Annotated in this window: 20 protein-coding genes; 12 read left to right on the plus strand and 8 right to left on the minus strand. The window is 44.6% G+C overall.

The window, feature by feature from the left end; all coding sequences use genetic code 11:
- Positions 1-265: 265 nt before the first annotated feature.
- A complete protein-coding gene (locus MHM99_RS02060; protein WP_014947721.1) occupies positions 266-889 on the minus strand; it encodes a c-type cytochrome in 624 nt (207 codons plus the stop codon).
- Between the two features lie 174 nt (positions 890-1,063).
- Between MHM99_RS02060 and yihA the strand changes: the two genes are divergently transcribed.
- The gene (gene yihA, locus MHM99_RS02065; RefSeq protein WP_014975249.1) at positions 1,064-1,699 is read left to right on the plus strand and encodes a ribosome biogenesis GTP-binding protein YihA/YsxC; all 636 of its coding nucleotides are present in this window, start codon (positions 1,064-1,066) and stop codon (positions 1,697-1,699) included.
- A gap of 416 nt (positions 1,700-2,115) precedes the next feature.
- On the opposite strand, the gene polA is transcribed toward yihA, so the two are convergent.
- Positions 2,116-4,908 carry a DNA polymerase I gene (polA, locus tag MHM99_RS02070; protein WP_101563207.1) on the minus strand — a complete coding sequence of 931 codons (2,793 nt, stop codon included), beginning with the start codon at positions 4,906-4,908 and terminating at the stop codon, positions 2,116-2,118.
- Positions 4,909-5,329: 421 nt separating this feature from the next.
- On the opposite strand from polA, the gene elbB reads away from it, so the two are divergent.
- Positions 5,330-5,983 carry an isoprenoid biosynthesis glyoxalase ElbB gene (elbB, locus tag MHM99_RS02075; RefSeq protein WP_014947724.1) on the plus strand — a complete coding sequence of 218 codons (654 nt, stop codon included), beginning with the start codon at positions 5,330-5,332 and terminating at the stop codon, positions 5,981-5,983.
- 265 nt (positions 5,984-6,248) lie between these two features.
- Positions 6,249-7,700, plus strand: coding sequence for a TrkH family potassium uptake protein (locus tag MHM99_RS02080; protein ID WP_014947725.1), 1,452 nt, complete (start codon positions 6,249-6,251; stop codon positions 7,698-7,700).
- 112 nt (positions 7,701-7,812) lie between these two features.
- Here MHM99_RS02080 and trkA read toward each other — a convergent pair whose 3' ends face one another.
- From trkA to def, 4 genes are all read right to left on the minus strand, one after another.
- Positions 7,813-9,192, minus strand: a complete 1,380-nt coding sequence (trkA, locus tag MHM99_RS02085) for a Trk system potassium transporter TrkA (protein ID WP_014947726.1) — start codon at positions 9,190-9,192, stop codon at positions 7,813-7,815.
- A gap of 64 nt (positions 9,193-9,256) precedes the next feature.
- Positions 9,257-10,576, minus strand: a complete 1,320-nt coding sequence (gene rsmB, locus MHM99_RS02090) for a 16S rRNA (cytosine(967)-C(5))-methyltransferase RsmB (RefSeq protein ID WP_239217949.1) — start codon at positions 10,574-10,576, stop codon at positions 9,257-9,259.
- 2 nt (positions 10,577-10,578) lie between these two features.
- Entirely contained in the window at positions 10,579-11,529 is a 951-nt protein-coding gene (fmt, locus tag MHM99_RS02095; protein ID WP_039228916.1) for a methionyl-tRNA formyltransferase, read from the minus strand.
- Between the two features lie 8 nt (positions 11,530-11,537).
- Positions 11,538-12,047, minus strand: a complete 510-nt coding sequence (def, locus tag MHM99_RS02100) for a peptide deformylase (RefSeq protein ID WP_239217951.1) — start codon at positions 12,045-12,047, stop codon at positions 11,538-11,540.
- 207 nt (positions 12,048-12,254) lie between these two features.
- Here def and MHM99_RS02105 point away from each other — a divergent pair, with 207 nt between their 5' ends.
- From MHM99_RS02105 to MHM99_RS02135, 7 genes are all read left to right on the plus strand, one after another.
- On the plus strand, positions 12,255-13,337 hold the full coding sequence (locus MHM99_RS02105; protein ID WP_239217966.1) for a LysM domain-containing protein: 1,083 nt from the start codon (positions 12,255-12,257) through the stop codon (positions 13,335-13,337).
- A gap of 39 nt (positions 13,338-13,376) precedes the next feature.
- Positions 13,377-14,486, plus strand: a complete 1,110-nt coding sequence (gene dprA / locus MHM99_RS02110) for a DNA-processing protein DprA (RefSeq protein ID WP_049586354.1) — start codon at positions 13,377-13,379, stop codon at positions 14,484-14,486.
- Position 14,487: 1 nt separating this feature from the next.
- Positions 14,488-14,964: a DUF494 family protein gene (locus tag MHM99_RS02115; protein ID WP_014947732.1), complete on the plus strand. Its 477-nt coding sequence runs from the start codon at positions 14,488-14,490 to the stop codon at positions 14,962-14,964.
- An 85-nt stretch (positions 14,965-15,049) separates the two neighbouring features.
- Complete coding sequence (locus tag MHM99_RS02120; protein WP_239217953.1) at positions 15,050-15,592, plus strand: type I DNA topoisomerase; 543 nt, start codon at positions 15,050-15,052, stop codon at positions 15,590-15,592.
- 45 nt (positions 15,593-15,637) lie between these two features.
- Entirely contained in the window at positions 15,638-16,243 is a 606-nt protein-coding gene (locus MHM99_RS02125) for a Sua5/YciO/YrdC/YwlC family protein (RefSeq protein ID WP_239217955.1), read from the plus strand.
- Positions 16,240-17,172, plus strand: a complete 933-nt coding sequence (gene hemF, locus MHM99_RS02130) for an oxygen-dependent coproporphyrinogen oxidase (protein WP_239217957.1) — start codon at positions 16,240-16,242, stop codon at positions 17,170-17,172. Before MHM99_RS02125 ends, hemF begins: the two co-directional genes overlap by 4 nt.
- A 234-nt stretch (positions 17,173-17,406) precedes the next feature.
- A complete protein-coding gene (locus tag MHM99_RS02135) occupies positions 17,407-18,087 on the plus strand; it encodes an OmpW family outer membrane protein (protein ID WP_049586348.1) in 681 nt (226 codons plus the stop codon).
- A gap of 124 nt (positions 18,088-18,211) precedes the next feature.
- Here MHM99_RS02135 and MHM99_RS02140 read toward each other — a convergent pair whose 3' ends face one another.
- Complete coding sequence (locus MHM99_RS02140) at positions 18,212-18,643, minus strand: group II truncated hemoglobin (RefSeq protein WP_049586347.1); 432 nt, start codon at positions 18,641-18,643, stop codon at positions 18,212-18,214.
- On the opposite strand from MHM99_RS02140, the gene aroE reads away from it, so the two are divergent.
- Complete coding sequence (aroE, locus tag MHM99_RS02145; RefSeq protein WP_039222347.1) at positions 18,642-19,481, plus strand: shikimate dehydrogenase; 840 nt, start codon at positions 18,642-18,644, stop codon at positions 19,479-19,481. The genes MHM99_RS02140 and aroE overlap by 2 nt on opposite strands.
- Here aroE and MHM99_RS02150 read toward each other — a convergent pair.
- A complete protein-coding gene (locus tag MHM99_RS02150; protein ID WP_014947739.1) occupies positions 19,478-20,020 on the minus strand; it encodes a gamma carbonic anhydrase family protein in 543 nt (180 codons plus the stop codon). The genes aroE and MHM99_RS02150 overlap by 4 nt on opposite strands.
- Before the next feature lie 343 nt (positions 20,021-20,363).
- Here MHM99_RS02150 and MHM99_RS02155 point away from each other — a divergent pair, with 343 nt between their 5' ends.
- Positions 20,364-21,275 carry a UDP-N-acetylglucosamine 2-epimerase gene (locus MHM99_RS02155; RefSeq protein ID WP_239217968.1) on the plus strand — a complete coding sequence of 304 codons (912 nt, stop codon included), beginning with the start codon at positions 20,364-20,366 and terminating at the stop codon, positions 21,273-21,275.
- The last annotated feature ends 373 nt before the right edge of the window (positions 21,276-21,648 follow it).

A 21,648-nucleotide genomic window follows, 5' to 3' on the forward strand; every position in this document is an offset into this window, starting at 1 on the left:
TCTCCCGTTATACACTTCTATGTGTATCTTGCTTCCCTAGCCGTGCTCCCCTTATTTTTATTGTTAGCAGAGCTGTATTGTTGTTTTTGGCCCTCGTGGCTCTTTATCCCGTCTTCCATGCTGCATTTTTATTATTATTCTTGTTATTTAGCTTGTAGCTTTTCAAAGGCACCTACAAACTACGCCGTTAGATTACACGAATAATTTCAAAATACAACTTTTTCGGTAACAAATTTTTAACAACAATATGCAAAAACGGTAATGCTTAGTGTAAGCCCGCGATATAGTTAGATAAAATCTCAATATCTTCGTCGGTTAATTTCATCGCAATATCACGCATCATGCCATTCATGTCATTGTGACGTTGGCCTGAACGGAATGCTTTCAATTGAGCTGCAGTGTAAGTTGCATGTTGACCGCTGATATCAGGGAAACCTGCTAAGCCCATGCCGTTGCCCTTAGGACCGTGACACGCGATACATGCAGTTACGCCTCGAGACTCGTCGCCACCTTGGTACAATGCACGGCCAGCTTCAACGTATTGCTCTGGTGTTTCACCCGCCTTTGGCTCTTGGCTTGAGAAATAAGCGGCTAGGTCTTTCATGTCTTGCTCTGAAAGTGGGGCAGCCATGCCGTTCATCACAGCATTGTTACGACCTTCCTCGCCACCTGTTTGAGAGGCAAGTTTAAATTCGGTTAATTGCTTAACAATGTACTTCTCATGCTGGCCAGCAATCTTTGGGTTCATGTCAATCATGCTGTTGCCATCAGGGCCATGACAGGCTGCACATACTGCAGATTTCGCTTTACCTGCCTCGGCGTCGCCTTCTGCCATAGCAGTTGCGCTTAAACCTAAAGACATACATACCAACAAACACAGTTTTTTCATAATAAATCTCTTAAATGGATCCAACGGCTCGCGTGATATACGTGATATCATGCGTATTTTACACATTTAACGCGTCAGAAAAACCTATTCCATGATAAAACTATGGTTTTTAGTTGGTTTATTCATTAAAAAACTGTAAACCGAAGGTTGAGACGCATGTGGAGGTAAGTCTAGATGTCGTATTACACCAAAGCAAAATTCTTTACGAGCGCACCTGATATTCGTCATTTAAAGAATGATACCGGAATTGAAGTAGCGTTCGCGGGCCGCTCTAATGCGGGTAAATCGAGTGCACTTAACACGTTAACTCGTCAGAAGAACTTGGCAAGAACCAGTAAAACACCGGGTCGCACCCAATTGATCAACGTCTTTAAATTAGAAGAAGACTTACGCTTGGTTGATTTGCCAGGATATGGCTTTGCAAAAGTGCCAGTAGCCATGAAAAAGAAGTGGCAGGCGTCACTTGGTGAATATCTTCAAAAGCGCAAGTCCCTTAAAGGATTAGTCGTTTTAATGGATATTCGTCACCCCTTCAAAGATTTAGACCAAGATCTTATCCATTGGGCAGTAGCCTCAAATATTCCAGTACTGGCACTTCTCACTAAAGCCGACAAACTTAAAAGCGGTAAGCGAAAGGCACAGCTGTTAATGGCGCGTGAAGCTGCGATGGCATTTATGGGCGATGTTACCGTGCAAACCTTCTCGTCATTAAATAAGCACGGGTTACCCGAATTAGAGCGTATTTTGGATACGTGGTTTGGCTTAGATAAACAAGACGAAACAGAAGAGTCTGATAGCGAAGTACAGTAGCGCAATTCACCCTTACCGTTTGTGCTGATCTGACGTGCCCGATGGATAGGTATGATGGGGTGTTAGAAAAAAGAACGCCCCGCATAGAGCGAGGCGTAAACTGAGAGAAAACACATAAAAACCGTAGATATAGAGTCGTGATAAATAGAGAAGTTCAGAAAAATTAAAATAAAATTCGCTTTATTTTTTAAGTTATTGATATTTATGAATTATTTATTTTCCGCAGATATAAAAAAACCCCGACAAAACTGTCGGGGTTAAAGCAAAGGTTTGAAAACAGCTTTCTCACCTCTGTACCCTACATGTGTAATATTACAACAAAGCACAGAAAAGGCAAGGGTGTTATGTAATTAAATTACCAAATTTAATGAATATAACGCGCCTTTTAATGTAAAAACTGTAATCTAATTACCAAACTAGTGCGCTTCATCCCAGTTTTCGCCCACACCAGCCTCAACAACCAGCGGAACATTTAGCGTAGCTGCGCTTTCCATAAGAGCAGTAATAGTAGAGACATAGGTTTCCACTTTGTCTTCTTTTATTTCAAAAACCAATTCATCGTGCACCTGCATCATCATTGTCACATCATCAGATGCATTTTTTCTAATCCAGTCATCAACTTTGATCATCGCCATCTTAATAATGTCTGCCGCTGTGCCTTGCATAGGCGCGTTTATCGCTGCGCGCTCTGCGCCTTTTCTACGTGCACCATTACTGGCTTTAATATCAGGCAAATAAAGTCTGCGACCAAATACGGTTTCTACATAACCTTTTTCTTTCGCGCTCTCACGTGTTGAATCCATGTACTCAAGCACGCCTGGGTAGCGCTCGAAGTAAAGATCCATATATTTTTGTGCTTCATTACGTGGAATATTAAGTTGCTTCGACAACCCAAAGGCACTCATACCGTAAATTAAGCCAAAGTTAATCGCTTTTGCACTGCGACGCTGTTCAGTGGTTACTTCATCAAGTGGCACACCAAAAACTTCCGCTGCGGTTGCTTTATGAATATCTTTACCATGCGCAAAGGCATCTAACAGACCTTTATCGCCAGAAAGGTGCGCCATAATGCGCAGCTCAATTTGTGAGTAGTCGGCTGCGACGAACTTATTTCCTTCTCTGGGTACAAATGCCTGACGCACGCGGCGACCTTCCTCATTTCGGATAGGGATGTTCTGTAAGTTAGGATCGGTAGAAGAGAGTCGTCCCGTGGCGGTTACTGCTTGGTGATAAGAAGTATGCACTCGACCCGTACGATGATTGATCATCTTAGGAAGTTTATCCGTGTAGGTATTCTTTAGCTTGGTTAGGCCACGGTATTCCATGATCTTCTTCGGCAACGGGTACTCAAGCGCAAGTTCTTGCAGTACGTCCTCAGAAGTAGACGGCGCCCCTTTAGGCGTTTTCTTTATGATCGGTAGCGACATTTTTTCGAACAAGACATGTTGAAGCTGTTTAGTAGAACCTAAGTTGAATGGCTCGCCAGCTTCCTCATGTACTTCACTTTCAAGCTCGGCAATCCGGGTGGCAAGATCCTGGCTTTGCTGACGCAGCCTTTGGCTGTCTATCAATACACCTTCCTGTTCCATACGAGAAAGTACACAGGCTAGGGGAACCTCAACATCTATCAATAGATTTTTAAGCTCAGGAATTTCTTTCAACTTAGTCCAAATAGCGTTGTGTAAGCGAAGCGTGATATCAGCATCTTCTGCGGCATAAGGCCCAGCTTCTTCAAGGCTAATTTGATTAAACGTTAGCTGCTTTGCGCCTTTACCCGCAATCTCTTCGAAGTGAATAGTTTTATGACCAAGGTAGGCTAGGGCAAGTGAGTCCATATCATGGCGCTGTGCAGTACTGTTTAGTACATAGCTCTCAAGCATGGTGTCAAAGCCAATGCCGTTTAAGGTAATGTCATAGTTCGCTAATACGTTTTTGTCGTATTTTATGTGTTGACCTACTTTGATCACGGTGTCCGATTCTAAAATAGGTTTTAATGCGTCTAATACGAATTCTCGTGATAGCTGGGCGGGTGCATCTGGGTAATCGTGAGCAACAGGCACATAAGCTGCTTCACCTTCCTCTATACAAAATGAAACACCAACTAACTCCGCATCCATGTAGTTAAGGCTGGTTGTCTCGGTATCAAAAGCGATTAGCTCGGCTTTTTCTAGCTTCGCGACCCACGCATTAAAGCGTTCCTCATCAAGCACTGTCTCATACTTCGACTTATCTATCTCTACCGATTCACTTTGTTCGCTCTCTTCTGCGCTATCGCTTTTTTCTTCGTTGGTGTTTGCATTGGCACCAGAGGTATCTCCGCCGGCTATTAGCGCGCTTACTTCTGCATGCCAGCGTTTGAACTCGTATTCGGCAAACAGATCGCGAAGTTGTTCGTTATCGGCTTGGCAAGGCATAAGAGCTTCGACATCATAGTCAAGGTCAAGATCGATGCTGATAGTAGCTAGGGTATAAGAAAGCCGAGCTTGCTCTTCGTATTCCTGCATTTTAGCCGCCATCGACTTACTGCCTCTAAACGACAGATCTGCAATTTTATCCAGGTTCTTATATATGTCGTCGATACCGCCAATACCGTTTAACAAGGCTTGAGCACTTTTATCACCTACACCAGGTACACCTGGGATGTTATCGACTTTATCGCCCTTAAGCGCAAGGAAGTCGATCACAAGCTCCGGTGGAATACCAAACTTCGTATTTACACCTTCGACATCCATCAGTTGGTTTGTCATGGTGTTGATTAAGGTGACATGTTCATTTACCAGCTGCGCCATGTCTTTATCGCCGGTGCTGATAAGGGTATCAATACCTTTTTCTGTGGCGTGTTTGGCTAACGTGCCAATCACGTCATCAGCTTCTACACCCGATTCAACAATAACAGGTAATCCCATTGCCTTAATGATGGCGTGCAACGGTTCGATTTGGCTTCTTAGCTCATCCGGCATCGGAGGACGGTTCGCTTTGTACTCTTTATAGATGTCATCGCGAAAGGTCTTGCCTTTAGCATCAAAAATCACCGCCATATGCGTCGGGTTGTATTGTTTGATCAAGCTTTTAAGCATGTTCACAACACCATAAATAGCACCGGTGTCTTGGCCCTTTGAGTTGGTTAAAGGTGGTAAACCGTGAAAGGCACGAAAAAGATATGACGATCCATCGACAAGAATAAATGGAGGCTTTTTAGAATCAGGCATAGATGGCGATTTTCCAATAGAGAATATGAGCGCAAGGATGCCACAGGCTAGGGCAGATCGCCATATCATGAAGGAACATTAAGGTCGATAGCGGATCGCATTTCGCCTGTGGATAACTTTGTGATCTAAAATTTTGGGCACAGTGATCCGGGTGATCTTTGTCAAGTTAAAGATCACCTTTCAAATCAAGAAAAATAAGGGAATGAGACTTAGGTGTGAAAACAGCGTACCTGCTACTTACCATTCCATTTTATGTGGATAACTTGGTGTACGTTTATTTTTGGTTTAACCAAGTTGGTCAAGTAATGTAGCATAACCATTAACAATGTATACACGTATTATTAAGAACTTTTTTTGAACAGTTGTGTGTTTAATAGCCAAATTTTGAATAAGTAGATGGCATAGCGTCTAGGAGGACAATATGAAACAAGTAGCCGTTATTTTAAGTGGTAGTGGTGTGTTTGACGGGGCTGAGTTACACGAAGCGGTATTGACACTTTTAGCCATTGAGCAAGAAGGTGCGTCTTACCAATGTTTTGCTCCAGATGTAAACCAACTGCATGTAGTCAATCACTTAACCGGTGAGGTATCAGAAGGTGAAGCACGAAATGTGTTAGTAGAATCGGCCCGTATTGCCCGAGGTGATATAAAACCCGTGACTGAGTGCGACGTAACTGCTTTTGACACACTTATTTTACCTGGTGGCTTTGGCGCTGCGAAGAACCTGTGCACGTTTGCTGTAGACGGTGAAAATTGTACCTTTAACGAAGAGGTGCTGACAGTGTGCAAAGCCTTTGCACAAGCTAAAAAGCCCGCAGCGTACGCGTGTATTGCACCTGCGCTAGCAGCAAAAGTGTATGGCAACAAAACTAAACTGACCATTGGCAATGACGAAGCCACGGCTGGTGGGTTGAATGCATTAGGAGCCACGCATGTAGAGTGCCCAGTTGATGAGGTGGTTGTTGATAATGACGCAAAGCTTGTTACTACACCTGCGTATATGCTGGCGCAAAGCATTAGTGAAGCCAATGCGAGTATTACTAAAATGGTTAAAACCGTGCTTGCTATGAAATAGGAAACTAAAAAATAAAAGTGGTTGGTTTTTTCCTAGTGAAAAGATCAGGTGCCTTTATGTGTAATTAGCCTAATGTAGTGGGGAGACAAAGGTTTCCCCTTGTTCATTATAGTCCTATAATCAAAACCCTATGCGTAACGTATAGGATTTCATCTACCTTGTTTCACGTAGATAGATTCGCTTTTTGAAACCATATCAAAAAGCACATTGTAACTAGGGCTCAGTAGTCCTTATGCGCACTATAAAAATAAAGGCATAACAAACAATGCACTACCGTGCCATCATACGAATACTTGGGTTATTAATTGCGCTTTTTAGCGTAACCATGATCCCACCCGCTATCGTGTCGTTGATTTATCAAGATGGCAGTGGCCTGCCTTTTATCCTCGCATTTATATTTTGTGTCATCGGCGGTATGGCATTGTGGTATCCCAACCGTCAGCAGAAAAATGACTTAAGAGCACGAGAAGGGTTTCTGATTGTTGCGCTGTTTTGGTCAGTACTAGCAAGCGTGGGGGCAATTCCACTTATCTTGCTAGAGCAACCAAGCATGACGGTAACCGATGCTTTCTTTGAGTCATTTTCTGGCCTGACTACCACTGGAGCTACGGTTATTGAGGGGATAGATTTTCTTCCTCACTCAGTACAGTTTTACCGTCAACAACTTCAGTGGTTAGGTGGCATGGGTATCATCGTACTCGCAGTTGCCATTTTACCTATCCTTGGAGTAGGGGGAATGCAGCTTTATCGGGCAGAAACTCCTGGCCCAGTTAAAGATAATAAAATGACTCCGCGTATTGCCGATACGGCAAAGCATTTGTGGTACATCTACCTATCCATAACCATTGCATGTGCCGGTGCATACTGGCTTGCGGGAATGAATGTTTTTGATGCGATTTGCCATTCTTTCTCAACGGTTGCTATTGGTGGCTTTTCGAACCACGACGCCAGCTTAGGCTATTTTAATAGTCCTATGGTAAACGTGGTGTGTACCGTGTTTTTGCTTATTGCTGCGTTAAACTTCTCATTACACTATGCGGCGGTGAGCTCTCGTTCGGTTAAAGGCTATTTTAACGATCCAGAGTTTAAGGCGTTCTTTATCATTCAAGCCTCACTCATCGGGATTTGTTTCCTAGTACTTACGCTATCAGGCTACTATAGCTCGGCAGAGCAGGCTTTAGACCAAGCTATGATCCAAGCGGTATCTATTAGTACCACTGCCGGGTTTGCAACCACTGATTTTTCAGTCTGGCCGGCATTCCTCCCTATTATGCTTATTTTTTCAAGCTTTATCGGCGGGTGCGCAAGTTCCACGGGTGGGGGCTTAAAAGTAGTACGCGTCTGCTTACTGTTTCTACAAGGCAAGCGTGAGGTTGATAGGCTAATTCACCCGAAAGCGGTATACAGCGTTAAGTTTGGTGACCGTGCCATGCCTGACAGAGTAGTAGAGGCCGTATGGGGGTTCTTTTCAGCTTATGCAGTGGTGTTTGTTATCATTATGATAGGCTTGATTGCCACGGGTTTAGATAACCTAAGCGCCTTTACCGCTACTGCGGCCATGCTGAATAACTTAGGTCCGGGATTGGGGAGCGTAGCGGCCAACTATGCTGATGTTACTGACGCAGGCAAATGGATACTGGTGATTGCCATGGTATTTGGGCGACTAGAGGTCTTCTCATTGCTGGTCTTGTTCTCACCAACGTTCTGGCGCAGTTAACAAATAAACCGGTAGTTTTGATACGAGCTAAAAAAAGGGCGATAAATATCGCCCTTTATTTTTATGTCTTCAACTTTTAATCTTGCGGCACCTATGACGCTTTGCAAAAGCGCTAGCCAAAGAAAAATGCGCTGGGTTGGAACAGCTTTTCCACGTCGTTGATGTACTTCTTATCAACCAAGAACAAAATTACATGGTCGTTTGCTTCAATCTTGGTATCGCTGTGAGCAATAATCACCTGATCGTCTCGAACAATAGCCCCAATCGTGGTACCTGGCGGAAGTTTAATATCGCCTATTTGTTTGCCAACCACCTTAGAGGTATTTTCATCACCGTGCGCTATCGCTTCAATAGCCTCGGCAGCACCTCGTCGTAATGAGTACACGTTTACAATGTCACCTCGACGTACGTGAGTCAGTAGCGCCGAGATAGTGGCTTGTTGAGGTGAAAACGCGATATCTATCTCACCGCCTTGCACCAAGTCCACATAAGCACTTCGCTGGATAAGCACCATGGCTTTTTGTGCACCCATACGCTTTGCCAGCATGGCCGACATGATATTCGCTTCATCGTCGTTGGTAACGGCTATGAAAGCGTCAACTTGCTCGATATTTTCTTCACTTAGCAATTCAGGGTCAGACGCGTCACCGCTAAATACAATGGTTTTATCTAAGTTCGCAGATAAATATTTGGCCCTTTCTGGGCTGTATTCAATAAGCTTAACGTTATGATTGTGCTCTAACTTTTTCGCAAGGCCTGCGCCAATCAAGCCACCACCGGCTATCATAATTCGTTTGTAGCTTGATTCGAGCTTTTGAAGCTCACTCATTACTGCGCGAATGTGCTTGGTAGCGGCAATAAAGAACACTTCATCATCGGCCTCAATAACCGTGGTACCTAACGGGCGAATAGGGCGGCCGCGTCGGTAAATGGCAGCAACCCGGGTTTCAACGTTAGGCATGTGGTCTTTAAGCGCAGATAACGCGTGGCCTACCAATAAGCCACCGTAATAGGCTTTAACCGCAACAAGGCTGGCTTTGCCTTCAGCAAACTCAACCACCTGAAGTGCACCCGGGTAGTCGATAAGACGTTTGATGGCCTTAGTTACCAACTGCTCGGGAGCGATAATGTGGTCAACGGGAATGTCTTGCTGCTTATATAGCTGCTCTTGGTAAATGATGTACTGTTCAGAGCGTACGCGAGCGATTTTAGTGGGTGTTTTAAATAGGCTGTAGGCCACCTGACAGGCCAACATATTGCTTTCATCACTATTGGTTACGGCAATCAGCATATCTGCATCTTCTGCACCGGCCTTACGCAACACATCAGGGTGTGATCCCACGCCTGTTACTACTTGTAAATCAAGACGGTCTTGAAGTGCGCGCAATATAGTGGGGTCAGAGTCAATAACCGTTATTTCGTTATTCTCACCCACTAAGTTTTCAGCAAGTGTTCCGCCTACTTGGCCGGCCCCTAAAATGATGATCTTCATCGTTATTATTTTGCCTTCATATTCGTGCAAGTCTTAACTGTGTGACGTTGCACAACTATTGAACTCAGTCTGCTGACTTTACCAGCCTCGCATAATAGAAACCATCCATTTGTTGCTCTCCTGGCGTTATCTGGCGCCCGGGTTTATCAACGGTTTCTGTTTTCACTATGGGCGATAACGAGGCATCTGGAGTGTCGGCGAGAAACTGCTGTATTTGCGCCATGTTCTCTTTTGGCAAAATAGAACAGGTTGCATAAAGCAGCGTGCCGCCTGGCTTTAATAGACCCCACAAGGTTTCTAATATGCGCCGTTGTAGCTGTGCTAGATTGTCGATGTCATTGGCTTTTCGAAGCCATCTAATATCTGGGTGACGTCGAATAACGCCAGTTGCAGAGCAGGGGGCATCCAGTAATATTCTGTCGAAGGGCTTTCCGTCCCACCAGGTCTCAGGATTAGCTGCATCACCCTGCTTAATATCGACCGTATGCTTAAGGCGAGTCATGTTTTCTTCTACGCGTTTTAGGCGTGTAGCGTCGGCATCAAGCGCTAACACGTACTCTGTATCAGGTGCACACTCAACAATGTGCCCTGTTTTTCCACCGGGTGCGGCGCAACAGTCTAGAATACGTTCGTTTGCTTGAGGCTTTAGGTAATGCGCAGCTAATTGCGCTGCCCCATCTTGTACCGCAAAGTGACCTTTTTCAAAACCGGGCAGGGCAGTAATATCTTCTCGCTTAGTCAGAATTACCGCATCAGCGTGGTTTTCACTAAGGGTATATTCAACCCCTGCTTTATCTAGAGCCTGAGTAAATGCCGCCAACGATGTTTGCAATTTATTCACGCGAAGCCAGATGGGGGCCATGGCATTCGTTTCACTACGTACCTGCTCGGCGTCGTCACCGTAGGCGTTCTCAATTGCCTTAAATAACCACTTTGGTAAGCCGCTGTTTATGATGGTGTCGTCTACCGGTTTGTCAGCAAGGTTCTCACGCTGAAAATTACGCAGTACTGCATTAACTAACCCTTTTAGCCCTGCAGCATTTAAATAAGAGGCGGCGGCGACGGTTTCACCTACGGCGGCGTGATTGCTAACGCGGGAAAAACTGAGCTGGTACAAACCAAGAAGAATAAGGTGTTCAATGACCTTCTTATTGCCTTTTAGAGGCCTATCCAACAAAGAGCGTAGCCAGTGTTGTAAAAGGGGCAGGCGACGCATCACACCTAACGACATCTCTTGAAGCCATGCGTTATCTCTAGCGTTGTGTCTGCGCTGAACGCGCTCTAAGCACTCACGAGATGACTTGCCTTGTTCTAAAATTTGATAGATGACCCACGCGCAATCTGCGCGCAGGTTCTTTTGTTTGGGAAGGGGTAATGGTTTCACGTTTAGTCCGCTTGTGTCAGACAACGGCCCACTTCAAACCACGTTTGGCGAGCATTGATAACGTCTGACGCTGGAAGCGCCTTTTTGCCAGGAATTTGAAGAGATGTAATGCAAAGCGCATCGCGCCCCGTAGCGATAGTAATGCCCTCTTTATTAGCACTGATTACCGTACCTGGCGTGGCACCTTTATTTAAAGGAACAACGCTGGCAGACCATACTTTAACGTTCTGATCTTCGACCTGCATCCACGCTACAGGCCAAGGGTTGAAGGCGCGGATATTTCGCTCTATTTGCTCAGCATCGTCTGCCCAATTAATCAGGGCTTCTTCTTTTGATAGCTTTTTCGCGTAGGTCGCTTGAGAGTCGTCTTGTTTGGTGGGCGTGTAACGATCAAATTCATTAACGACCTCAACCAACGCTTGTGGTCCTAGCTCTGCTAGCTTTTCATATAAGGTGGCGCTGGTATCTTCAGAGGTAATAGGCAATGTTGCTATGTGAAGCATGTCACCCGTATCTAAACCTTCGTCCATTTGCATTATAGTTACGCCGGTCTCAGCGTCACCCGCCCAGATTGAACGCTGTATTGGTGCCGCGCCTCGCCACTTAGGCAGAATAGAGCCGTGCACGTTAATGCACCCTAGCTTAGGTGCATTTAACACCGCGGTAGGCAGTATCAGTCCGTAAGCAACAACTACCATTAAATCGGCATTGAGCGAGGCTAATTCTTCCTGAGCGTCTTGAGCTTTAAGCGACTGAGGCTGGTAAACTGGAATGGCGTTTTCTTCTGCTAATACTTTAACCGGACTGGCGGTAAGCTTTTTACCTCGCCCTGCGGGTCTATCAGGCTGAGTGTAAACAGCAATGACTTCGTGCTCGCTCTCGAGTAACGCTGATAGATGTTTAGCTGCAAAATCCGGAGTACCGGCAAAAATCACTTTCAATGGAGTTGTCACGTTATTCCTTAGGCTTTTGCAGCAAGACGCGCTTCTTTCTCAAGCTTTTTACGAATACGTTGGCGCTTAAGCGGTGAAAGGTAATCAATAAACAATTTGCCTTTTAGATGATCCAACTCGTGCTGGATACAAATCGCTAACAAACCTTCTGCATCCAACTCAAAGCTTTCGCCATTCTGATCTAGCGCTTTTACGGTAATTGATTCGGCGCGCTCAACTTTCGCGTAATTACCCGGCACTGATAAACAGCCTTCTTCGCTAATCGTGGAGCCATCTCTACGAATGATTTCAGGGTTAATAAATACGCGTGGCTCGTTTTGATCTTCCGATACGTCCATTACAACAACTTGAACGTGGCGGTTAACTTGCGTTGCAGCAAGGCCAATACCGTTCTCGTCTTTCATGGTTTCGAACATGTCCGATACCAATTGTTTAATTTCGTCGTTAACCTCTTCAACCGGCTTAGCTACCGTGCGAAGACGTTCATCAGGAAAACTTAATACGTCTAAAATTGCCATTTCTCGCTTACTTCACCTTTTCGCTGTATAAATTCATATACGATCTAATTGCCAGCACACTTTACAGTGCTTATTAAGTTACTATTCTAACGTATATCGGGCTGTTTCGTGCAGTTTTTTACCGAAACCCTATTAGAATACCTAGTTATGCCGATATAGTGCTATTGTCTGAAAAATCAACAATAAGTGACAGTGAATAATTTGCAGGTGGTTAATTTGAAAAAGCGATTGATTTACGCGCGTCGTGCAGCATTGTTTATCTTAGGTGCACTGCTTTCTTTGCCTACCTTTGCGCTGCAGCTAAAAGAGAGCGCGCCAGAAACCTACACAGTAAAGCGTGGGGACACGCTATGGGCAATCGCTAACGTTTTTCTCAATGAGCCTTGGCTCTGGCCTGAATTATGGCGAACCAACACCCAAATCGACAATCCACACCTTATTTACCCGGGCGATGTTATCGTCGTTGGGTATGTTGATGGGCAGCCTGTATTAAGTGTAAAGCGCGACAAGCCTTCCTATAAGCTTTCTCCGGCTACCGATAAGCGAGTAAAACCGAAGCCTGTTGATGTGTTGTCGTGGACAACTATCTCGCCATTTATAAGACAACATATGCTGCTAGACGAGGAAAGCTATGCTTCGCTACCTAAATTGCTGGGTAATCAGGATGGAAACGTAAGGTTTGCGTCTGATGATTTTGTGTTAAGCCAGCAACAATTCAGTACCGACGATCAGTACAGAGTTGTAAGAAAGCACGCTACGATTAGAAATCTTGATGGGGAAATCCTTGGTATTCAAGTTACCCATGTTTCAACAGCTTCACTAGTGGAAAAAGATGAAGGTAGCAACACGATGTTGCTTTTCATCGACGATGCGAACCAAGAAGCTAAGCGCGGTGATAAGTTAATGGCGGGTGGATTTGAACATCCTGAAGGCTTTGAACTTGTTCCGGCTACTTCGCAGCGAGGCGCAATAGTTGGAGATTTGCATGATCACGATTTACTTGGCAAATACGACGTTGTCATTCTTGATTTAGGCAGTATGGAAGTAGCGCCAGGTACGGTCCTGGGGCTTTACTCACAAGGTCCAGCCATTATTAACGAAGAAAGTCCACGCTATGTAGATGAACCCGGCGCTAACACTGGTGGTGAGTGGTTTATCGATACGGTATCGCAACCCGCGCTTAAAGTAGGTGAAGTTGTTGTGTTTAAAACATTTGATGCGGCAAGTTACGGATTAATTACGCGAGCGAATAAGGGGATAAAGCGCGGCTTCATTGTCGCCAAGCCTTAAACATTGCATGGTTCATTGTCGCTCGCATTAGGAGCGATAATGGCACCACAATCTTCTCAGTTAGACAGCGAAGCATTAGCATGGATAGCACTGGCTTCCGCTCAGCGTGTTTCACCTAAACTATGGCTACAGGCTCTCGAAAAATATCAACTTTCTACTCTCGATTTAGGCAGCAACACGTCTTCGCTGCCTAACGAGGTTAAACAACTCACCAACAACATTTCACCGCCTCTTATTGATGCAGCAATAAACTGGCTGCAAGCGAGCGACAATAGACACATCGTGCCGTTGTCATCGCCTCACTATCCAGAATTACTTAAGCAATTGGATAGTCCGCCCCTCGCGCTATTCGCCACGGGAAACAAAGCGCTATTTCAAAAACCACAGATTGCTATAGTGGGAAGCAGAAGGGCCAGCCTTCAGGGTAAGCGTACCGCAACCGACATTGCTTATGGGTTATCTAGTAGCGGAGTTGTAGTGACGAGCGGCCTTGCCATGGGCATTGATAGCGCCGCACACCAAGGCGCCCTGTCTGGTAGCACCGGAACCATTGCGGTAATGGGTACGGGACCTGAAAAGGTATATCCGGCTAAAAATAGTAAGCTCTATGAAGCTATCAACAATGACGGAGGTGTCACCGTTACAGAGTTTTTTCCGGGGCAGGGACCTAAGCCTTGGCATTTTCCAAGGCGAAATCGAATTATCGCAGCGTTATCCCTTGGAACCTTAGTGGTAGAGGCAAAAATTAAGAGTGGCACCTTGATAACTGCGAATTTGGCCGCAGATATGGGGCGAGAAGTATTCGCTGTGCCAGGCAATATCGCTAACGCTTACGCTGAAGGTTGTCACTGGTTAATCCAACAGGGCGCCAAATTAGTAACAAATATAAGCGATATTCTAGATGAAGTTGGCGTTCAGCCTGAACAACTAGGCTTGAATGTTGACGAGCAAAACGAAAAAAGTACAGCGAATAGCTTGGCAACCGATAAATTATTAGCTAGTGTGGATTATGACATCACCGCTATTGATGTCATAGCCCAGCGCAATGCCTTATCTGTATCGCAAGCAATGGCATCATTATTAGAATATGAGTTGCGTGGTTTAGTGGCCGCTGTCCCTGGTGGTTACGTTAAATTGAGGGGAAAATAATATGTTCGATATCCTCATGTATCTGTTTGAAAACTTCATTCACAGTGAAACGGAAATTCGTGTTGACCAAGACGAGTTAACGGAAGAGCTTGTGCGCGCAGGATTTCATCACGATGAGATTTATAAAGCCCTCGCATGGTTAGAAAAGTTAGCGGCACTGCAAGAGACGGACATCAAACCGTACTTTTGCAAAGGTATTAGCACTAGCTTAAGCCGTATTTACACGCATGAAGAACAAATGCGTTTAGATGTGGAATGTCGCGGTTTTCTTATGTTCTTAGAACAGGTTAATGTGTTGGATGCCTCCACACGCGAAATGGTTATAGATCGCGTTATGGAAATTGATTCCAATGAATTTTGCTTGGAAGACCTGAAGTGGGTTGTGCTAATGGTACTATTCAACGTACCTGGCAAAGAGAAAGCCTACGCACAAATGGAAGATCTTTTGTTCGAAGAGCCAGATGGTGTTCTGCATTAATGCAGTTGTAGTCACTGGTATTTGAATCTTTACTTAAAAATGCGCTGTGAAATTGCAGCGCGTTTAAGGCCTTAACGTCCAATACATGTCTAAAATAGACCATTCACTCTTTTCAGCGCACGAGCATGCTCTCGATGATAATTTCGGAGATTGCCCCGAGTGCGGTAAACCTCTTCATATAAAGAACAGTAAATCTGGCCCTTTTATCGGGTGTACGGGCTATCCGGAATGTAGCTTTAGTAAGCCACTTCACGATAAACAAACCACCATACTGAAAACCTTAGACGGTGTAGCCTGCCCTGAATGCGCATCCGACTTAGCCATAAAGAAAGGGCGGTTTGGCATGTTTATCGGCTGTATCAATTTTCCTTCATGCCATCACATAGAGCCCATTAAAGAAAAAGAAGATACTTTGGTGGATTGTCCAAAGTGTAAGAAAGGGCATCTAATCTCGCGTACTAACAAATACGGCAAACAGTTTTTTGCGTGCAACCATTATCCACAATGTCGATATGTGCTAAATTTCACGCCGGTTAATGAAAGCTGCCCAGACTGCGGTTGGGGAGTATTGATAGATAAAAAGGGGCAGTTACAGTGTCCTCAGCCTAGTTGTGGCTTTAAAAAGTAATTATACGAACAACTAAACGAAGAACTATACGTAGAGATTAAAACCATGTCTGATATCCAAAATGGGAACGTAAACACGTTTACCCCCGTTGAGGCTAACTCACCTGAAGTAGACCCTGTTGTATCCGCATTCCAAGCTGGCAGTTTAATCGTTTATCCAACCGAAGCGGTAATGGGCATCGGATGTGACCCCGACAATGAAGCCGCTGTAAATGCGCTGTTAGAGATAAAACAGCGACCGGTAGAAAAGGGCGTGATCTTGATTGCAGCAAACTACAGTCAGCTACTGCCTTATGTTAACGATAACGCCATTCGCCCTGACAGACGCACCGATATTTTTTCGAGCTGGCCAGGCCCTAATACTTGGCTATTACCTAAGTCGTCATCTGCGCCAGTTTGGTTAACCGGCAAGCATAGTAAAATAGCGGTGCGCGTAACTAATCACCCTGTAGTAGTGGAATTGTGCAACAAGTTAGGTAAACCGTTAGTTTCTACAAGCGCTAACCTGACCGGCCAACCGCCAGCCATCACCACTGAAGAGGCAAAAGCCGTATTCGCTGATTCCGTCTTCTATGTCGAAGGGGAAGTAGGCGGTGCAACTAAACCCAGTACCATTCGCGATGGTGACACAGCAGAGGTAATAAGAGCATGACATCAGCAGAATTACTGGACGGTAAAAATGCCGCTGAAGTAATAGAACAAGTAAAAAGCTATTTACTACGGCTGCAAGACACCATTTGCCAAACCCTTGAACTTGCCGATGGTAAGGGCCAGTTTGTTGAAGACAGCTGGCAGCGAGAAGAGGGTGGCGGTGGCCGCTCTCGAGTACTAAAAAATGGTGCGGTGATTGAACAAGGCGGCGTTAACTTTTCTCATGTGTTTGGTAGTCAAATGCCTGCTTCAGCAACGGCTAATCGCCCTGAGCTTGCGGGAAGAAACTTTCAAGCAATGGGTGTATCACTCGTTATTCATCCACATAACCCGTACATCCCAACGTCACATGCTAATGTTCGCTTTTTTATTGCAGAAAAAGAGGGCGAAGCACCTATCTGGTGGTTTGGCGGCGGCTTCGACTTGACGCCATTTTATCCGTTTAAAGATGACGTTTTGCATTGGCATGACACTGCAAAGAAGCTGTGCAAACCATTTGGCAATGATGTCTACCCTAAGTACAAAAAGTGGTGCGACGACTACTTTTACTTAAAGCATCGCAATGAAACTCGCGGAGTGGGCGGTTTGTTCTTCGACGACCTGAATGAATGGGGCTTTGAACAGTCATTTGCATTTATGCAGGCTGTTGGTAATGGCTTCATCGATGCTTACGTTCCTATTGTTGAACGTCGTAAGCAAACCGATTTCGGCGAAAGAGAGCGTGATTTCCAACTTTATCGCCGGGGCCGCTACGTTGAGTTTAACCTTGTATTTGACCGGGGCACTTTATTTGGATTGCAAACCGGCGGGCGTACGGAATCAATTCTAATGTCGATGCCGCCGCTCGCGCGCTGGGAGTATTGTTATACACCTGCACCGGGTAGCGCCGAAGCCAAGCTGACAGACTGGTTAAAACCTACTGATTGGTGATTAATTATTAAATAAGGCTCCGCTTAAATCCTTACGCGGACCGCCGATAGCAGCTTTCATCTTTAATGACTAAAAAACGCCGTATTAACGTTAATGCGGCGTTTTTTTTGATCTACATCAAGGTGGAATATCATCTGTGTTTCAGTGAGTTATCAAACTTGCGCTGGATCAATGTTTCTCTTAACCACAGGCGTAAAGTATCGCCATCTTAGTTAAACACAAAAGAGACACATCATGCGCAAACACTTTTTTTCTGCATCTGCACTTTGCTTTACTCTTGCTGCACTCTCACCTTTAGCTAGCGCTCACCAGCAGGGCGACTGGATTGTTCGTGGCGGTCTTACTACCGTTGCTCCTGACGAATCTACCTCTAACATCGTCGCGGGTGGAACTGATCTTGGCGTTGCCCTTAATATCGATAACGATACTCAGCTAGGTCTAAACGTAGCGTACTTTATTACTGATAACATTAATATTGAGCTGCTTGCCGCAACGCCGTTTAAGCACGACGTGAATTTTTCTGTTGCTGACCCGTTAGGGACGGGTAACCAGCTTGGAGAAGTCACGCACCTTCCACCTACGCTTACCGCAAACTACTATTTTAATGATGCCAGCTCTGCGTTTCAGCCGTACATTGGTGCTGGTATCAACTATACCTTTATCTTTGATGAAGAGTTTACAGGTGCAAATGAAACAGCTGGCTTAAGCGACCTTTCGCTTGATAATTCATTTGGCTTGTCAGCACAGGTGGGAATGGATTACCAAATTGATACCAAATGGCATGTTAATGCATCGGTTCGATTCATTGATATAGATACCGAAGCAACCTTCAAAGTGGGTGATGCTGCTGGAAAGGTAAGTGATATTGAAATAGATCCTTGGGTGTATACCTTATCGGTGGGTTACACATTCTAATTATTAGTTCTACGCCTTATTAACTATTAGGCTTTCACAATTGCACTACTTTATGCGCCATAAAGAGCGTAGACAGTAACAGGGGAGTTGCGCGTTAAAAGGTTAATCCTTTCAACGCGCTTTTTTATTTTGTATTCACCATGTGATTGGCGAGTTGATCAAGTGCGTCTATCAACTGTTGAGCTAAGGCGATATCTTCAACCGTTTTAAACATGGCTTTTCGCATGCAATACATCCACTGCGCTTTTAACTCTGGTGTTACGGTATAAGGTAGGTGGCGTGCACGCAGACGCGGGTGGCCATACTGCTGCTGGTAATCATCAGGACCACCAAGCCATAAACTTAAATAGAGAAAGAACACGTGGCGAATTCTGTCAAATGGCTGGGGGTGAATAGCTAGCAGTTCATTGGCGAGTGGATCGGTTTCCATTATGTCGTAAAACGTATTTGCTAATTCCCGTACTTTCTCCTCTCCACCTATACGTTCATATGGTGTACTCTGCGAAGCACGATTATCGCTTTTCTTCTTTATATTAAATAAGTCTCGTATTCCCATGAAAAAATTCGCTGTATTCGGAAATCCTATTGCACAGAGTTTATCACCAACTATCCATCAAATGTTTGCTGAACAAGTGGGAGAAAAGATTTCTTATGAAAAGATACTTGCGCCAGTAGATGGTTTTGTAGATGCCGCCAACGCGTTTTTAGCTCAGGAAGGCGCGGTAGGTTGTAACGTCACTATGCCTTTTAAGCTTGATGCATTCAACTTGGCAAAGGTAGATGACCAAGCAGCCAAAGATGCACAAGCTGTTAATACGCTAATGAATGGTGACAGCGGTGAAGTGTGGGGATACAACACTGATGGTGTAGGGCTGGTAAACGACTTGCTTAACAGCGGTGTGGAAATTAAGGGTAAGCGCGTGTTGCTTATTGGTGCCGGCGGCGCAGCCCGTGGCGTAATCTCCCCGTTAATAAAAGCAGGGGCCGCTTCTTTAACCATTGCAAATAGAACCAAAGCAAAAGCTGAGGAAGTAGTAAATGCTGCCTCTAACGCTAAAGTGCAGGTGGTCGCGCTTGAGGATATCGCAGATGTTGCGCCTCATATTATTATTAATTCAACAGCCGCCAGTTTAAGCAATGAATTGCCGTGCCGTTTAAATGATGGTGTTTTACAAAATTGTGAAGTGGTGTACGACATGGTTTATAAAAACTCACCCACGCGCTTTATGAGAGATGCGGCCGAACTTGGTGTCAAAACGCAAATAGATGGATTAGGGATGCTGGTTGAGCAAGCGGCTGAAGCTTTCTACATATGGACACAAAAGCGCCCCGATACTTCAGATATTGTAAAACGTGTCAGGGCTATCGTTGAGCAAGGTGAGAAGCGAAACTAGTTCGCTTCTTCAAGGTACTCATCTTTCAATACAACATAGTTAACGGCAGATTGTTTCAGGAATGCCATTTCGGCGTCGTTGAGCGGCCTTTTCTTTTGCATGGGGTTTCCCACGTAAAGAAATCCGCTTTCTAACCTTTTGTTCGGCGGTACTAATGTACCTGCACCAATAAACACATCGTCTTCAACAACAACACCATCCATTACAATAGCGCCCATGCCAACGAGAATTCGATTACCCAACTGGCAGCCGTGCAGCATACACTTATGCCCAACGGTAACGTCCTCACCAATAATAAGTGGGAAGCCATTGGGGTTTTTCTCAGATTTACGGGTAACGTGTAAAACACTGCCATCTTGAATATTAGAACGGGCACCAATACGAATTTTGTTCACGTCGCCACGAGCTGCAACCAGCGGCCAAATACTCGCATCATCTTCTAAAACTACATCACCGACGATTCTTGCCGAGCCATCAACATAGACATTCTTTCCTAATGTAGGAGAAACACCTTTAAAACTATCAATCGATTTATGCATTACACACTCATATAAATTGCGCAGAAAGTGAATTACGCAAACTCTAACAGCAATGCCGATGAGTTGGTACTAGTAGGGTGGTTACAGAGCCTACCTGTAATGCTTTAAGCATCAGATAACTATCCTACGTTGCAACACGCGAAGAGGAGGGTAGTAAATCACAAAGAGAAAAATGATAATGTAGTTTGCTAATAGAATTTATCGAGACGTTGTAATGCCCAAGCGCTATGTATTTTTCACTGCCCTTTCCTATGCGTATCCTATTTATAGACCACTACAAGAGGCCATTAGGGCTAGAGGTGACGAAGTAGCGTGGTTTTTGGAAGGAGAATGTCCCGATCTATTGAAGCCTGATGAAATTCGCCTTCATACTATTAATGATGTTATTGAATACAACCCCTTAGCCATATTTGCGTGTGGAAATATCATCTATCACTTTTTGCCAGGTATAAAGGTATCAGTATTTCACGGTTACCCGATTGGCAAGCGGGGGGAGAAGAGTAGCGCTACAGATGATCACTTCTCTATTCGCGGGTGGTTTGATATGTACTGTACTCAGGGGCCAAGTAGCACAGAGTATTTTAAGCAGCTTGAAGCAAAGCATCAGTTTTTTAAAGTGTATCAAACAGGTTGGGCGAAAGTGGATGACTACTTTTCTTCATATAAGAAGGAAAACGATGTTCCCACTATTCTCTACGCCACCACTTTTTCTAAAGGCATTACCTCTGCTCCTGTACTTGTCGACACAATAAGTAGGTTAGTGAAAGAAAAGAAATGGAATTGGCGTTTAACATTTCATCCTAAACTCAACGATCAAGCACTATTAAATAGATATCGTGCGCTGGCAGATGAAAATAGTAACGTTACCTTTGTTGATAATGTGCGTCTTGAAGACTTTCAGCAATCAGATGTCATGTTGTGTGACAGCAGCTCTATAATTTTAGAGTTTATGATGATGAACAAACCTGTTGTCACTTATCGCAATACAAACCCCGGACAACATTTACTTAATGTCACAGAAGTAAGCGAAGTAGAAAACGCCATTGAAACTGCATTAACGCGACCAGCATCATTAATGAAAGAGGTTAATGACTTTGCCCATTATCATGAAGCCTATAGAGATGGACGTAATTGCGAACGTATTTTAGATGCAGTCGATGACTTTGATAGTAACTATAAAGGTAAGATAAAAGCTAAGCCGCTTAACCTGTGGCGCAAGTTCAGGTTAAGGAATAAGCTGAAATACTGGAAATAGTTGGTATTTTGAGCGTTCAAAACGAATATGACACTTTTTTTAAAATAAGTGTTGACGTGAGCGCTCATTTCCCTAAAATGCGCATCCGCTTCGGGGGAAAAGCAAAACAGCAAGCCTCTTGAAGTAAGTCTCTACTACCTTTATAGGCCAGTAAAGACGGGAGTTTAGAAGAAACGCTTCAGAAAATAAATTTTCAAAAAGTGTTGACAACGAAAACTTCCAGCGTATAATGCGCACCTCACTCGAGCAGGGTGAGTCACTAAAAAACAACGGTTTCTAGTGAATGTTCTTTAAAAATTTAGACAAGACAATCTGTGTGGGCACTCGTTAAGAGTGTCACAACGACGATTCATATTTCGATATATTTAATTGA

This window comes from Alteromonas sp. MmMcT2-2, from assembly GCF_022348305.1.
In the GTDB taxonomy this organism is placed as follows: Bacteria; Pseudomonadota; Gammaproteobacteria; order Enterobacterales; family Alteromonadaceae; genus Alteromonas; species Alteromonas macleodii.